This window comes from Neobacillus cucumis, assembly GCF_002860255.1.
In the GTDB taxonomy this organism is placed as follows: domain Bacteria; phylum Bacillota; class Bacilli; order Bacillales; family Cytobacillaceae; genus Neobacillus; species Neobacillus cucumis_A.
On the sequence record NZ_PGVE01000035.1, the window covers coordinates 45,836 to 61,293 of the forward strand.

Below are 15,458 nucleotides of genomic sequence, written 5' to 3' on the forward strand. Positions count from 1 at the left end.
AAACTTTTACATATATATTTTGATTAAAGTTAGTTTCCCTTAATTAAAGGAAATTTAACCTTTTAAGACGAATTAACAATTAAAAATAAAAAAGGAGGGTTTCAAATTGAAGTGGAATACCCGTGTGACAGAGCTTTTAAATATTCAATTTCCAATCATTCAAGGCGGCTTAGCCTATTTAGCCTATTCAGAATTAGCTGCTGCTGTATCAAACGCAGGAGGCCTCGGTCAAATTACAGCTATGTCTCTTTCACATCCTGAATTACTAAGAGATGAAATCTGTAAAGTAAGACAGTTAACGGAAAAACCTTTTGGAGTAAACTTTGCTATCGGGCAGCAAGGAAGACCCTTTGCTGAGTATCTTCAGGTTGCAATCGAAGAACGAGTACCTGTTGTTTCCATGACAGGTGGAAACCCAGCCCCTATATTTGAACAACTAAAGGGGACAAACATTAAAACATTAGTTCTTGTTGCAGCTAGGAGACAAGCGGTTAAAGCAGAGGAGTTAGGTGCAGATGCAGTCATGGTGGTTGGACAGGAAGGAGGGGGACATTTAGGCAGAGATGATATTGGAACCATGGTCTTAATTCCGCAAGTTGTTGATGCTGTGTCCATCCCTGTGATTGCCTCTGGTGGAATAGGTGATGGCAGAGGATTAATGGCGGCTCTAAGTTTAGGAGCTGAAGGGATTGAAATGGGCACCAGATTTATTGCAACCAAAGAATGTGTACATGCTCATGACGTATATAAACAAAGGTTAGTTGAGGGAACGGAAAGTGAAACGGTTGTCATTAAAAGAACATTGGGAGCTCCAGGCAGAGCCATTGCTAACAACTGGACAGAAAAGATTCTTGAGATCGAAAGAAAAAATGGAGATTACGAACAACTAAGAGATTTTATTAGCGGAACAGCCAATAAAAGATACATATATGATGGCCAAACTTCAGAAGGGTTTGCTTGGGCAGGACAGGTAATGGGGATTATTAAGGATGTTCCTACAGTACAAGGTCTCTTTAGCAGAATGATTAATGAAGCGGAAGAAATTCGTGCAAAATGGGGAAAATAGAGGTATCATACACATTAGCATAGAGAAGCAGGTGATTGTATGGAATATCAATATCCCATTGATTATAATTGGACAACAGAAGAAATTGTTGATGTGATTAAATTTTTTGAAGCCATTGAGAGGGCATATGAAAAAGGAATTGAACGTGATGAAGTTATGAATGCCTATCGACGGTTCAAAGAAATTGTTCCTAGCAAAGCAGAAGAAAAGACCATTTGCGGGGAATTTGAAGAAATTAGCGGTTATTCATCATATCGGACAATTAAAAAAGCAAAAGAGTCCTCTTCTGGGGATAGGATTATCATGAAATAAAAGCAGAAACCTCCCGATTCTCTTACAATTTGGGAGGTTTTCTGCTTTATTTAATATTTTGAGCTATTTTATACAACGGAGTAACTGTATTGAATACACTCTCAATTTCTGTTAGTAGTCCTTGTGAACCTAATTCAATGACTTTATTTCGATCCATCGTAAAACCACATAATAATTCAGCCTTTTTAATGGTTTTCAATCGTTCGAATTGAGCAAGTAAATCTGTTTTTGATAACTGCTCATGTTTAATGGTTTCCGGTTTGGTATGGTCTAAAGACCAAGAAAACTCTTTTGGTATTTCCTTATGAATTTTTGCCGCTTTTTTTATAAAGCGCTCAGCCATCAACTCTTTTTGTGGTGCTTCATAAATGACAGCAAACCAAACAAATAAATGGGTATTCCATAGACCTATTTGGAAATGAGGGAGCATTTTATAACCACGAGGATTTGAGGCAAATGCTACCCATGTATCCTTAGGCGGGTTAATGGTCCGTCTAGCATGTTTGGCCACATGAACAAACATTTCATCTCCCGATAGAGCTGATAAAGTTGGTGCAAAGTACTCTCCGAGTTGCTCTAATTTTGGCCGGATGGTATTTTTTAAAGCTTCCATCCTTGCTTCTAATCCATCTATTAAAAAAACATCAAAATCCTCATTTGTAAATCCCGAGAACTCCATCTTTTTACCTCCAACAACTGTTTGTCAATTATTGTAGCATAAGATAGAAAAACCAAGAAGTGTGTTGCTCGTATGGGTTAGAGCACATATTTGTTGCAACAATTCTAGGCGGTTCATATTATACAGTAAAACTAATAATCAGAAAAATTAGTCAAAAACCGAAAGGGGGAAATATTAATGAAGCAATTAATGAATACATCTCTAAAAAAAGCAACTGAAAAGGAAAGAGCAGCCGTGTTAAGATTAGAAATGGATTATGAATTAGCTACATTATTTGAGGCAATTGAGGATAAGAATGAAAAGAAGATAAAAGAGTGCAAGCAAAAATTAGAAAAAATCCGCCTGGAATTATTACGGTTAAAGGCTTTTTGATCGACTTATAATCTAAGGAGTATAAAGATGGAATGAACCATGGAGAAACAATTTATCGCTTGATTTGAACGAACTCCAAAATGAGAATGTGGGGAGTTCGTTTATTATTGTGCATAGGTGTGTGATAAGGTGAACTTAACATAAGTAAAAAGTTGCTGTGTTAAGTTAATTTGATTAAGCTTAAAGTACATCAAATAATAAAAGGTGCCCCATACTACATACATTGGAATATTGGAAAAAAAGGGAGGAAGATTATGAATTGGGAAATCATCGATACCCATGCAAAGCAGTGGGTAAAAGAAGCAGGAGAGAGAATCCGTTCGTCTTTTAAGTCCAAGTTAAATATTGAAACGAAATCAAATCCTAATGATTTAGTCACAAATATTGATAAGGAAATTGAGCAGTTTTTTATTCAACACATCAAAGAGGTCTACCCGGAGCATAAAATCATGGGAGAAGAGGGTTTTGGTGACGAGCTTCAAACCCTTGATGGAGTCGTATGGATAATTGATCCTATCGATGGAACAATGAATTTTATTCATCAGCAAAGAAATTTTGCTATTTCAATCGGGATCTATGAGAATGGAGTAGGGAAAATTGGCCTTATTTATGATGTGGTCCATGATGAGCTATACCACGCCATACGTGGAGAGGGTGCATACATAAACGGAAAACCGATACCTGTTCTTAAAGAAACTCCAATTAATGAAGCGATTCTTGCTCTTAATGCTACATGGGTTGTAGAAAATAGAAGGATTGACCATAATTTGTTGATTCCTTTAGTGAAAGATGCCAGGGGAACAAGATCATATGGCACTGCCGCGCTTGAACTTGTATTTTTAGCGACTGGCAGGGTAGACGCTTATTTCTCCATGCGGCTTGCCCCGTGGGATGTTGCAGCAGGCGCGGTTATTTTAGAAGAACTTGGTGGAGTGGTAACCAACTTAAGAGGGGAAAAACTTGATTTTCTTTCAAGAAATTCATTATTAGCGGCAAAGCCAGGGCTTCATCAATCAATTTTAAAGGACTATTTAAAGGGCGGGCAATGGTAGAAGTAAAGTTTAAATATATAAAAAGAAGCCTAGGGTCATTCCTAAGGCTTCTTTTATAATTCTCCGTTTTCTATCATTTTTCTTTTTGTTTTAAAACCCATTCCCATAATGATTATAACAGCCATAATACAACCAGTTGCAGCAAGCAGGGACTGTTCACTAATAGCAATTCCGATTCCTACAATACTAGCAGCTGCAAGAATGGCATAAAAAAGTAAAGGCCACTTCACATTGTTCATCCGTACATCCCCCTTTGTGTTTTATTAAATGTTTGTTCCTTTAACATGCTTATTTTAATATTACACAAATTCATTTTAGGTTTCCACTTTAATTGTGGTATAATGTTTTAGTTGTATATGAAAAACTATAATAAAAAACAATTTTTATGATAAAGGTAGGAGTGGAATTTTTTGAATCTAAGAAATGATATACGTAATATAGCGATTATTGCCCACGTTGACCATGGTAAAACGACGTTGGTGGACCAACTGCTTAAACAATCAGGAACATTTCGTACAAATGAGCATGTGGAAGAACGTGCTATGGATTCCAATGATTTAGAGAGAGAGCGTGGAATCACAATTCTTGCAAAAAATACGGCAATCCAATACAAAGATACTCGAATCAACATCTTGGATACTCCAGGACACGCCGATTTTGGCGGTGAAGTAGAGCGGATTATGAAGATGGTTGATGGCGTGCTTCTTGTTGTTGATGCTTATGAAGGCTGTATGCCTCAAACACGTTTTGTACTAAAAAAGGCTTTGGAACAAAACTTAACTCCAATTGTTGTGGTAAATAAAATTGACAGAGATTTTGCCCGCCCTTTAGAAGTAATAGATGAAGTTCTTGACCTGTTCATTGAGCTTGGAGCAAATGAGGATCAGCTTGAATTCCCAGTTATTTATGCTTCTGCGATTAATGGTACAGCTAGTATTGATCCAGAGAAACAAGATGAAAACATGCAGTCATTATACGATGCCATTGTGGAAAACATCCCAGCACCAGTAGATAATAGCGAGGAGCCCCTGCAATTCCAAGTAGCTCTGCTTGATTACAATGATTATGTTGGCCGTATCGGAATTGGCCGTGTTTTCCGCGGTACGATGAAGGTGGGGCAGCAAGTAGCCCTAATGAAAATCGACGGTACTGTCAAGCAGTTCCGGGTTACTAAGATTTTTGGTTTCTTTGGACTAAAACGTCTAGAAGTTGAAGAGGCAAAAGCAGGAGACCTTATTGCTGTTTCTGGTATGGAGGATATTAATGTTGGTGAAACTGTATGTCCGTTTGAACATCAAGAAGCTTTACCAATTTTGAGAATCGATGAACCTACCTTACAAATGACCTTTGTTGTGAATAACAGTCCATTTGCCGGTAGAGAAGGAAAATACCTGACTTCTAGAAAGATTGAAGAAAGACTTCGTGCGCAATTGCAGACAGATGTAAGCTTGCGGGTTGATAACACTGATTCTCCTGATGCATGGATTGTTTCGGGTCGTGGTGAGCTCCATTTATCTATCTTAATTGAGAATATGCGTCGTGAAGGTTATGAGCTTCAAGTATCTAAACCAGAAGTAATTGTAAGAGAAATTGATGGAGTCCGTTGTGAGCCGGTTGAGCGCGTACAAATCGATGTTCCTGAAGAACATACAGGGGCAGTAATGGAATCAATTGGAGCACGTAAAGGTGAAATGCTTGATATGATTAATAATGGATCTGGTCAAGTCCGCTTAATTTTTAACGTTCCAGCACGTGGGTTAATTGGTTATACAACAGAATTTTTAACGATGACCCGTGGATATGGAATTATTAATCACACGTTTGACAGCTATCAGCCAATGCTTCCAGGTCAAGTAGGCGGAAGACGCCAAGGTGTTCTTGTTTCTATGGAATCCGGTAAGGCGTCTACTTATGGAATTATGCAAGTTGAAGACCGTGGTACTATTTTCGTTGAACCTGGTACTGAAATTTATGAGGGGATGATTGTTGGAGAGCACACTCGTGAAAACGACATTACCGTAAATATCACGAAGGTGAAACACGCAACAAATATCCGTTCTGCTAACAAAGATCAAACGTCAGTAATTAAAAAACCAAGAATTATGACACTCGAAGAATCATTAGAATACCTAAATGAAGACGAATATTGTGAAGTTACACCACAGTCAATTCGTTTAAGAAAGAAAATACTTGATAAAAATGAACGTGAAAGAATGGCTAAAAAGAAAAAATATGCTGAATTGAGTTAATTATTGAGAGGTGCAAACCGTGGAAGAATTAAGATCCTTCTCCCCAAGTTTAAGATTCTTTATTCAACTTACGAATGATATACAAACAGGTGTAATCCTGCAATATATTTTTATTGTAATTTTATCAGTTATTGTATATCGGTTAGGTTTTGCCAAAAAGCTGCCCCTTGGTAAAAATATTGTTATTTATTTCAGCCTTTGTATTGGATGCATTTTGATGCTGTTTTTCTCCTACGCATTACCAATTGCAGAAGGGTTAGGTGTCGCGGCGTTATTATTAATTATTTATAAGATCCGTCTTCACCAATCAAAAAGACAGGTAAATAGCGAAGTCTCAGGGGGGAAATAAATGCAATCATTGCAGGATGCACTTTATAATTGGTTAACCATTAAAGTCGTATGTGATGCCCGCCCTGATGACGCAGCGGCGATTGAAACACGGGAGTTCTTCGAAGAGATACTCAGCACCCAGCATCATGTCTCAAATATTGAAATAACCCAAGATGATGTGATGTATTATGTTTCATACCAACAGGGAGATGGAACAAAAAAAGTACGTTATCCTCGTGAGTTAATTGAAATTATGATTAACCAAATAAATCAAGAGCCTGAGAAGTATAGGGACTATCCGATGGATTAAAAGAAAAGCTTCAGCGCTGTTAAGGCGCTGAAGCTTTTTTACCATTCATCGTTATCCGATTTTGGACGGTATAAACGGAAATTACCAGATTCAAACCGTGCATTGGTTTTTTCAGTAATTCTAGTACTGCAGTTATTGCACATATATGTATGGATAGGACGGTTTCGAAGTCGTTTAGCAATTAATGATTCATCGTCTATGTTTTCTATTTTATCGCAAATCACACATTTTACTCTCATTCAAGCACCTCTTTAATTCTTCATTCGAAAAACAGAATGTTTGTAATATAGTATATCACACTCCTTACATCGACTGGTAAATCAATTGGTTAGAGTTGATGAAAAATAGGGATAGTAGTAATATGAAAATATCTGTTTTTTAAGGAATGAATAAAGGGGTTGAATAAAATGGCAAATCAAGTAGAACCAAAACTAATCCAGCCATTGTTTGATGAACTGCAAAAAGAACGTTTTGTAACTTTGGCAACAGTTGATTATGAAACGGGCGGGCCAAATGTCAGTGCCATATCTTGGGTGCTTGCTAAAGATGAAAGTACAATCTATTTTGCTGTAGATAATCGTTCTCGTATTTTAGAAAATATCAATAAAAATAATAAAGTTGTTATCAATTTAATTGCGAATGAATCTACATACTCCATTCAAGGGGAAGCATCTTTAAAAGAAGAGCGTTTACCGGAAGTACCATTAAAACTGGCATTGGTAGAAGTAGCGATCACTGAAGTCAGAGATGTCATGTTCTATGGTTCAAAAATTGTAACAGAAGTTCAGTACGATAAAACCTATGATAAGAAAGCAGCTGAGCGGCTGGACAATCAAGTTATGGAAGCAATGAAAAAAGCTTAGTGAAAAACTAAGCTTTTTTATTTTTATCTTACTCTTTATGGTGATTAGATTGGTCATTTTGTTCTTTGTTTAGTTTCTTTTCTTCCTTACCCTTCAGACTTTGATCAGGTTTTTCCGTTGCATTTTTAGGGGTTGGAGTGATTAGATCTCCAGGGATTTCTGGCATTAACCGGCCCGCTATATCTGCCAGTTCCTCCATAACTCCTTGAATCGGTCTGCCCTTTTTTATATCTGCTTGTATTTCCTTTAGACGCTGATTTGTGTCCGCATCTGCTACCACGATAGCTTTAGCACCATAGGGATCTTTTCTTAAACTTTCTGCAACAGAATACTTAATGGAGCCAACCTGCGAACGATCAATCTTTGCATTAACGTCAATCCCCACAATGGCATACCTTCCTAAAACTACCGCTGTGGCATCTGACACATTTGGAATGCTAGTTGCGAGCTCCACTAAACGCTTTGAAATCTCTTGGCCAGATTTACGGTCTACGTTTTCAATATAACTGTTTTTAACGTTTACTAGTGATTGGCTGCCACTTTTGGCATTTTCCTTATGATCAGTAATGCTGCACCCTGTTAAAAATAAACTTATGGCTGTTGTTAACAGGATTTTTTTCATTAAAACCACCTCCAAATAATAAATAATGGTTAAATGGGCTTGAACCTTAGTCTCTCAAATAAATTTAAATAGTCTTAATAACATTTATTGTGCGGAACGCCTTCTATCTTTATTCCAATAAACATATATTTTACCAAAGTCCAATCTAGCAAAGGGTTGTTGAAATTGATTTAACAAGCCACACACCAGTGAAGCAGGAGGCGTTGCTTTGAGTAAAATATACGTGTTAGATACAAATGTCTTGCTCCAAGACCCGTATTCCATTTATTCGTTTGAAGACAATGAAGTTGTGATTCCAGCAGTAGTTCTTGAAGAAGTGGACTCGAAAAAAAGATATATGGATGAAGTAGGAAGAAATGCAAGGCAGGTATCTCGATTAATTGATGGGCTAAGGGCAGCCGGGAAACTTCATGAAAAAATTCCTCTTGAAAATGGAGGAACCATTAGGATTGAATTAAACCATCGATCATTTCATGAGCTTCAAGACATCTTTGTAGAAAAAACCAATGATAATCGCATCTTGGCTGTGGCAAAAAATTTATACCTAGAGGAACAAGCGAAAGAAAATGGTAAGCCAGTAATAATTGTTAGTAAAGATGCATTGGTACGAGTAAAGGCAGATGCGATTGGACTTACGGCAGAGGATTTTTTAAACGATCGAGTTGTTGAAGTAGAACATATATATACCGGTTTTTTTGAATTACTCCTTCCGATTGAACTGTTAGGCCGTTTTTATGAAAAGGGTGAATTATCACTTTCTGAGGTAGCAAACCATCCGTTTTATCCAAATCAATTCCTTATCATGAAGGATGTATTAGGCAGTTCAGCTTCCGCAATCGGGATGGTCGATAAAACCAGTAAGAAAGTAAAAAAATTAACATTAAATCAAGAGCATGTATGGGGAATTCATTCTCGAAATGTGCAGCAAACCATGGCAATTGAATTATTGTTACGTAAAGATATTCCGCTTGTTACATTAACCGGTAAGGCTGGAACAGGGAAGACACTGCTGGCACTTGCTTCTGGATTAATGCAAACGGAGGATTTTAGAGAGTATAAAAAGCTTTTGGTAGCAAGACCGATTGTTCCGGTAGGAAAGGATCTTGGATTTTTACCAGGTGAAAAACAAGAAAAACTAAGACCTTGGATGCAGCCGATATATGATAATTTAGAATATTTATTTAATACAAAAAAACCAGGTGAATTAGATGCAATTCTTGCTGGCATGGGGTCGATTGAGGTAGAGGCTTTAACGTATATTCGCGGAAGAAGCCTGCCAAAGCAATTTATTATTATTGATGAGGCGCAAAATTTAACCAAGCATGAAGTAAAAACCATCTTAACACGTGTTGGAGAGGGCAGTAAGATTGTGCTAATGGGTGATCCTGAACAGATAGACCATCCATATCTTGATGCCTATAACAATGGCCTTACCTATGTAGTAGAGAAATTTAAAGACCAAGAGATTTCCGGACATGTTAAGCTTTTAAAAGGGGAACGCTCAGGTCTGGCAAGACTGGCAGCCGATCTTCTTTAAAACCAAAAGCGGAATCGCATTGATCAGGGGCGACAGGCATATGACCCTAAGCTCCTAGGCGTTGGAGCTGGACGCAGCAAAAAAACGGGTGCCAACATATGGCGCCCGTTTATTCTCACTTAATTATAAAGCCTGTAATATTTTTAATAGGGTTATCCTTATTAGAACCATCACCGTAATAAATATGGATTGGGCCGTCAGAGGTTAATGGTTTTCCATCTTTTGAATAACCTAAAATAAAATTATAGGCCGTTTCGAGTGGAATTTCGATTTCATCGGTTAAGGTATGAACAACCAAACTTTTTGCATCAACGGCCGGCTCCGAATTTAATAAAAATGGTTTAAATGGAATACCGAAGGTACCTGTTAAAACTTTTTCTTTTTCAAATTTTTTTTCAGTTTTTAAGGTTGGAGGATAAATTGCCCCCTCCATTATTTCTCGGTCCCAATGTTTAGAGACAGCTTTTGTATAGTTCTCCAAAGAATCAGAGGACTCTGCTGTTTGAGAGAAGTAAGTTGTTAAATCAACCCGGCGGTCATCAAAGATCCAAACACTTGGATCAAGAGTAATTGTATATTTTACTTTCCCTGCTATCGTCATAATATTTTCCATTGTCCCATCCCCCTCAAATCTAGATGAAATCACTCGAGTTCACTAGAATTCCGCATAACATCACTAAATTATCCGTACCATTATTAATGGATATCGCTTTCTTAGTATATCTCTTTTTTTCAACGTTGTCATAAAAGTAACTCATGTTCGTTAATATCCTTCATTGTTCTTGCAATTTTGAGGTGTAAACGGTAAAATTTATAGATAAGTTGAATTATCGCTCTGAAATGGGGGGATCAATGTTGGCGTCTGAAATGATCGTGAATCACCATGAAAAAGCCTATGCCTTACTCCAGGCTGACGCTGAAAAGATATTAAAGCTTATCAAAGTGCAAATGGACAATCTCACGATGCCTCAATGCCCTCTTTATGAAGAGGTATTGGATACACAAATGTTTGGCCTTTCAAGAGAAATAGACTTTGCTGTGCGATTAGGCTTAATAGATGCTAAGGATGGAAAAGCAATTTTAGACCAATTAGAGAGAGAACTATCTGCTCTTCATGATGCATCCTTAAAAAAATAATGCATAAATAAGAACTCAAACAATACGGCGTAATGTTTGAGTTTTTTATTATACATAAGTGGGGTATTTTGTACGAAAGTTCTTTATTAAAATCTTGTAACAAATGAGGATTTCCTCAAGTAAGATAACCGTTTTTCTATTATAATAGAATGGTAAACTATCAATTTTTAAAAAATGAGGACGTCTTTAATGCTGAAAAAAATATTAAAATCATATGATTATACCTTGATTATTGCCATTACTCTTTTGTGTGCGTTTGGTCTTGTCATGATTTACAGTGCCAGCATGGCCTATGCAGTTCAAAGGTATCAAGTGCAACCTGATTTTTTCTACCAAAGGCAAAAAATATTTTTGTTAGTATTTGCTGTAATATTTTTATTTACAGCCATTTTTCCTTATAAGATAATGACTATTACTAAATGGTTTCAGGCTCCGATGGTTATAGGTACCATTGCCTCTTTACTAGGACTTTTTGTTTTTGGTCAGGTAAAGAATAATGCTCAAAGCTGGTACCAAATTGGATCGTTTCTCTTGCAGCCTTCGGAATTTGTAAAATTGGCAATCATTATTTATTTGGCGTCTGTATATGCAAAAAAACAACCGTATATTAACCAATTTAATAAGGGGGTCCTTCCTCCTTTAGTCTATCTATTTATCGTCTGTGTACTTATTGCTGTCCAGCCTGACTTTGGAACGGCAGTGATTATTGCAGCCATTGCTGGAACCATTATAATCGCTTCCGGGATGAACTTTAAAACCATTTCAAAATTAGTTGTAATGGTGCTAATCGTACTCCTTCCGCTTGTTCTCGTTTCTTGGGGGAAAATATTTTCTCATGAACAAATGAGCCGTTTTGAAGTTATGGGTAATCCGTTTGATGAAAAATATGTGAATGATGCAGGTTTCCATTTAGCAAATTCTTATATTGCAATCGGTTCTGGCGGGGTAAACGGGCTCGGTTTAGGGAAAAGTATTCAAAAACTAGGATATCTTCCAGAATCCCATACGGACTTTATTATGGCAGTTATTGCAGAAGAGTTAGGGATCTGGGGAGTTGGTTTTGTCATACTTCTCCTAGCCTATATTGTGCTGCGGGGGATTTATACAGGTATTAAATGTAAAGATCCGTTCGGGAGTTTATTAGCGTTTGGTATATCAAGTATGATTGGCATTCAGTCTTTTATAAACTTGGCCGGGGTATCTGGTGTTATTCCTCTTACTGGTGTACCACTGCCATTCATAAGTTATGGGGGTTCATCACTTTTAATGCTGGCTGCTGCCTCAGGTATTCTTGTAAATGTTTCAATGTTTGTGAAATATGATAGTAAATATAAAAATCAACAAGGACAAGTTGACAAAAAGCTAAAAACTGAAGATGGTAAGGTGTATTATCTTTAATAAAAACGCGGGGGATTAAGTTCCCTTGCGTTTTTAAAAATACTTAGGAATAAGAGGTGCTCTACGTGGCAAGACAGATAAATAAAGTATTGGTTGCTAATCGTGGTGAGATTGCAATCAGGGTTTTCCGAGCTTGTACTGAACTGAATATTCGGACTGTTGCGATTTATTCGAAAGAAGATTCAGGATCTTATCATCGATATAAAGCAGATGAGGCTTATTTAGTAGGAGAAGGGAAAAAACCGATAGATGCCTATTTAGATATTGATGGGATTATCGATATTGCTAAAAAAAGCGGTGTAGATGCGATACATCCTGGTTATGGATTTCTGTCGGAAAACATCCATTTTGCAAAACGCTGTGAAGAAGAGGGAATTATCTTTATTGGGCCAACTTCCAAACACTTAGATATGTTTGGTGATAAAGTCAAAGCGAGAAGTCAAGCCGAATTAGCCAATATCCCGGTAATTCCTGGCAGTAATGGACCAGTAAATGATATTAAAGAGGTGGAAGAATTTGCCGCTTCCCACGGATACCCAATTATCATCAAGGCCTCATTAGGCGGGGGCGGACGTGGGATGAGAATTGTGAAAGATGCTGATGAAGTACGCGGAGCCTTTGAGCGGGCAAAATCAGAAGCAAAAGCTGCTTTTGGAAATGATGAAGTGTATGTGGAAAAACTAATTCAAAATCCAAAACATATTGAGGTCCAAATTATTGGTGACCAGCATGGTACAATTGTTCATCTCTTTGACCGGGATTGTTCTGTTCAAAGGCGTCATCAAAAAGTGGTTGAGGTGGCTCCGAGTGTGTCCATTTCAAATGAACTGCGGAACTCCATTTGTCTAGCAGCTGTAAAATTAATGGAAAATGTTCGATATTTAAATGCAGGTACAGTTGAGTTTCTTGTAGCCGGCAATGATTTTTATTTCATTGAAGTCAATCCGCGAGTGCAGGTGGAACATACAATAACTGAATTAGTTACTGGTATTGATATCGTTCAGACGCAAATTTTAGTATCTGAAGGTCATGAACTGCATGGCCCGATTATTGGAATTCCTGACCAAGAGGAAATTCAATTGAATGGTTTTGCTATCCAATCTAGGGTCACAACGGAAGACCCGTTAAATAATTTTATGCCTGATACAGGAAAAATAATGGCGTATCGTTCAGGCGGAGGATTTGGGGTACGTCTTGATGCCGGGAATGGTTTTCAGGGGGCTGTTATCACACCATATTACGATTCGTTGCTTGTGAAACTTTCTACATGGGCATTGACCTTTGAACAGGCTGCGGCAAAAATGGTAAGGAATTTACAGGAATTTAGAATTAGAGGGATTAAGACGAACATTCCTTTCCTTGAAAATGTTGTTAAACATGAGAAATTTAGAAATGGTGAATATGACACATCGTTTATTGATACAACACCGGAATTATTTATCTTTCCTGTAAGTAAAGACAGGGGAACCAAATTATTAAGCTATATTGGGACAGTAACTGTAAATGGTTTTCCTGGAATTGAGAAGAAAAAGAGACCTGTATTCTCAAAGCCTAGAATTCCAACTTTAAAATATGATGTCCCTTATCAGGATGGAACGAAACAAATTTTAGATAAGTATGGTCCTGACGGGCTTGTTCAATGGGTAAAAAACCAAAAGCAAGTTTTACTAACAGATACAACTTACCGGGATGCCCATCAGTCATTATTAGCGACAAGGATGCGGACTACGGATATTCTTCATATTGCAGAAGAAACTGCTAAATTATTGCCGAATTTATTTTCTTTTGAGATGTGGGGCGGGGCAACTTTTGATGTTGCGTACAGGTTCTTAAAGGAAGATCCTTGGGATCGTTTACTAACATTACGCGAAAAGATTCCCAATGTTCTGTTTCAAATGTTATTACGGGGTGCCAATGCTGTTGGATATAAGAATTATCCGGACAACTTAATTCGAGAGTTTATCAATCATTCTGCTGCGGCCGGTATTGATGTTTTCCGTATATTTGACAGTTTGAACTGGGTGAAGGGGATGGAAGTAGCTATTGATGCAGTCCGTCAATCTGGAAAAATTGCTGAAGCAGCTATTTGTTATACAGGAGATATTTTAGATCCTTCAAGAGTAAAGTATAATCTCGATTATTACCGGACTTTGGCAAAAGAGTTAGAGAACCAAGGGGCACATATTCTAGCCATAAAGGATATGGCCGGTCTTTTAAAGCCTGAAGCAGCCTATCGGTTAGTATCTGAATTAAAAGAAGCAGTTGATATCCCTATTCACCTTCATACACACGATACAAGCGGAAATGGAATTTTTACTTATGCTCGTGCAATTGAAGGCGGGGTTGATATTGTTGATACTGCTCTAAGTACAATGGCAGGATTAACATCACAGCCGAGTGCTAATTCTTTATACTATGCACTCGAGGGAAATAAGAGAAAGCCAAACGTAAATATTGAATCATTAGAAAAGCTATCCTATTATTGGGAAGATATACGAAAGTATTATCAGGATTTTGAAAGCGGAATGATCTCGCCGCATTCGGAAGTGTATCAGCATGAAATGCCTGGAGGACAGTATAGCAATCTTCAACAGCAAGCTAAAGCAGTAGGGCTTGGCGAGCAATGGGATGAAGTAAAAGAAATGTATTCTCGTGTAAACAGGATGTTTGGGGACATTGTCAAGGTAACTCCTTCCTCAAAGGTTGTAGGGGATATGGCCTTATTTATGGTTCAAAATGAATTAACCGAGGAAGATGTTTTATTGAAAGGGAACAGTCTGGATTTTCCTGACTCGGTGGTTGAATTATTTGAAGGGTATTTGGGACAGCCATATGGAGGCTTCCCTGAAGAACTTCAAAAGGTCATCTTGAAAGGGAAGAAGCCATTAGAAGTCAGACCAGGTGAACTCCTTGAGGAAGTTAATTTCGGCAAGTTGAGGAAAGAATTGTTTGAAGAACTTGGCCGGCAAGTAACAGATTTTGAAATTTTATCTTATGCACTCTATCCTAAGGTGTTTTTAGAATATACCAAAGCAGTTGAACGATATGGAAATATTTCAATGATGGATACACCAACTTTTCTTTACGGTATGAGATTGGGTGAAGAAATTGAGGTGGAGATTGAAAAAGGTAAAACCCTGATTGTTAAGCTTGTCTCTATTGGTCAGCCGCAGGCAGACGGAACAAGGGTGGTTTATTTTGAGCTGAATGGACAGCCGCGCGAGGTATCTATAAAGGATGAGAGCATTAAAGCAACGGTTGTTTCCAGATTAAAGGCAGATGTCAAGAACGAAGAACATCTATCTGCTTCCATGCCGGGGACAGTTATCAAGGTCTTAGTAGAAAAAGGAGAAAAAGTAGAACGAGGAGATCATTTACTAATTACTGAAGCCATGAAAATGGAAACAACGGTTCAAGCTCCATTTTCAGGTGTTGTAAAAGATATATACGTTAAAAGCGGAGATGCTATTCTTACAGGAGATTTATTGCTTGAACTGTCAAAAGCATAAATAATAGGAAATAAAAAAGTTG

At 37.6% G+C, this 15,458-nt stretch carries 17 protein-coding genes; 12 read left to right on the plus strand and 5 right to left on the minus strand.

The annotated features are described in order from the left end of the window. Window positions 1-106: 106 nt before the first annotated feature. Window positions 107-1,066: an NAD(P)H-dependent flavin oxidoreductase gene (locus CVD27_RS07600; RefSeq protein WP_101647298.1), complete on the plus strand. Its 960-nt coding sequence runs from the start codon at window positions 107-109 to the stop codon at window positions 1,064-1,066. Between the two features lie 39 nt (window positions 1,067-1,105). Next, entirely contained in the window at window positions 1,106-1,378 is a 273-nt protein-coding gene (locus CVD27_RS07605) for a UPF0223 family protein (RefSeq protein ID WP_101647299.1), read from the plus strand. Window positions 1,379-1,424: 46 nt separating this feature from the next. Here the strand turns inward: CVD27_RS07605 and CVD27_RS07610 are convergent, their stop codons facing one another. Next, complete coding sequence (locus tag CVD27_RS07610; RefSeq protein WP_101647300.1) at window positions 1,425-2,057, minus strand: YktB family protein; 633 nt, start codon at window positions 2,055-2,057, stop codon at window positions 1,425-1,427. A gap of 177 nt (window positions 2,058-2,234) precedes the next feature. On the opposite strand from CVD27_RS07610, the gene CVD27_RS07615 reads away from it, so the two are divergent. Continuing rightward, complete coding sequence (locus tag CVD27_RS07615) at window positions 2,235-2,429, plus strand: hypothetical protein (RefSeq protein ID WP_101647301.1); 195 nt, start codon at window positions 2,235-2,237, stop codon at window positions 2,427-2,429. Between the two features lie 251 nt (window positions 2,430-2,680). Further along, window positions 2,681-3,481 carry an inositol monophosphatase family protein gene (locus CVD27_RS07620; RefSeq protein ID WP_101647469.1) on the plus strand — a complete coding sequence of 267 codons (801 nt, stop codon included), beginning with the start codon at window positions 2,681-2,683 and terminating at the stop codon, window positions 3,479-3,481. A gap of 53 nt (window positions 3,482-3,534) precedes the next feature. On the opposite strand, the gene CVD27_RS07625 is transcribed toward CVD27_RS07620, so the two are convergent. Beyond that, on the minus strand, window positions 3,535-3,720 hold the full coding sequence (locus CVD27_RS07625; RefSeq protein ID WP_101647302.1) for a YlaF family protein: 186 nt from the start codon (window positions 3,718-3,720) through the stop codon (window positions 3,535-3,537). A gap of 171 nt (window positions 3,721-3,891) precedes the next feature. On the opposite strand from CVD27_RS07625, the gene typA reads away from it, so the two are divergent. From typA to CVD27_RS07640, 3 genes are read left to right on the plus strand one after another with little or no spacing between them, the layout of a single operon-like run. Next, on the plus strand, window positions 3,892-5,730 hold the full coding sequence (gene typA / locus CVD27_RS07630) for a translational GTPase TypA (RefSeq protein WP_101647303.1): 1,839 nt from the start codon (window positions 3,892-3,894) through the stop codon (window positions 5,728-5,730). Window positions 5,731-5,749: 19 nt separating this feature from the next. After that, window positions 5,750-6,079 (plus strand): YlaH-like family protein, encoded by a 330-nt coding sequence (locus CVD27_RS07635; protein ID WP_180960197.1) that lies wholly within the window; start codon window positions 5,750-5,752, stop codon window positions 6,077-6,079. Further along, on the plus strand, window positions 6,080-6,370 hold the full coding sequence (locus CVD27_RS07640) for a hypothetical protein (RefSeq protein ID WP_101647304.1): 291 nt from the start codon (window positions 6,080-6,082) through the stop codon (window positions 6,368-6,370). Between the two features lie 38 nt (window positions 6,371-6,408). Here the strand turns inward: CVD27_RS07640 and CVD27_RS07645 are convergent, their stop codons facing one another. Continuing rightward, window positions 6,409-6,609, minus strand: coding sequence for a YlaI family protein (locus tag CVD27_RS07645; protein WP_101647305.1), 201 nt, complete (start codon window positions 6,607-6,609; stop codon window positions 6,409-6,411). 168 nt (window positions 6,610-6,777) lie between these two features. Between CVD27_RS07645 and CVD27_RS07650 the strand changes: the two genes are divergently transcribed. Then, window positions 6,778-7,233 carry a pyridoxamine 5'-phosphate oxidase family protein gene (locus tag CVD27_RS07650; RefSeq protein WP_101647306.1) on the plus strand — a complete coding sequence of 152 codons (456 nt, stop codon included), beginning with the start codon at window positions 6,778-6,780 and terminating at the stop codon, window positions 7,231-7,233. 28 nt (window positions 7,234-7,261) lie between these two features. Here CVD27_RS07650 and CVD27_RS07655 read toward each other — a convergent pair whose 3' ends face one another. Further along, complete coding sequence (locus CVD27_RS07655; protein WP_101647307.1) at window positions 7,262-7,855, minus strand: YhcN/YlaJ family sporulation lipoprotein; 594 nt, start codon at window positions 7,853-7,855, stop codon at window positions 7,262-7,264. Window positions 7,856-8,063: 208 nt separating this feature from the next. Between CVD27_RS07655 and CVD27_RS07660 the strand changes: the two genes are divergently transcribed. Next, a complete protein-coding gene (locus CVD27_RS07660; protein ID WP_098526982.1) occupies window positions 8,064-9,392 on the plus strand; it encodes a PhoH family protein in 1,329 nt (442 codons plus the stop codon). A 115-nt stretch (window positions 9,393-9,507) separates the two neighbouring features. Here CVD27_RS07660 and CVD27_RS07665 read toward each other — a convergent pair whose 3' ends face one another. Then, on the minus strand, window positions 9,508-10,005 hold the full coding sequence (locus CVD27_RS07665) for a hypothetical protein (protein ID WP_101647308.1): 498 nt from the start codon (window positions 10,003-10,005) through the stop codon (window positions 9,508-9,510). A gap of 242 nt (window positions 10,006-10,247) precedes the next feature. Here CVD27_RS07665 and CVD27_RS07670 point away from each other — a divergent pair, with 242 nt between their 5' ends. The 3 genes from CVD27_RS07670 to pyc all read left to right on the plus strand — a co-directional run bounded on the left by CVD27_RS07670 (window position 10,248) and on the right by pyc (window position 15,436). Further along, the gene (locus tag CVD27_RS07670) at window positions 10,248-10,529 is read left to right on the plus strand and encodes a YlaN family protein (protein WP_101647471.1); all 282 of its coding nucleotides are present in this window, start codon (window positions 10,248-10,250) and stop codon (window positions 10,527-10,529) included. Window positions 10,530-10,718: 189 nt separating this feature from the next. Further along, window positions 10,719-11,927, plus strand: coding sequence for an FtsW/RodA/SpoVE family cell cycle protein (locus CVD27_RS07675; RefSeq protein WP_101647309.1), 1,209 nt, complete (start codon window positions 10,719-10,721; stop codon window positions 11,925-11,927). 65 nt (window positions 11,928-11,992) lie between these two features. Beyond that, the gene (gene pyc, locus CVD27_RS07680; RefSeq protein WP_101647310.1) at window positions 11,993-15,436 is read left to right on the plus strand and encodes a pyruvate carboxylase; all 3,444 of its coding nucleotides are present in this window, start codon (window positions 11,993-11,995) and stop codon (window positions 15,434-15,436) included. The last annotated feature ends 22 nt before the right edge of the window (window positions 15,437-15,458 follow it).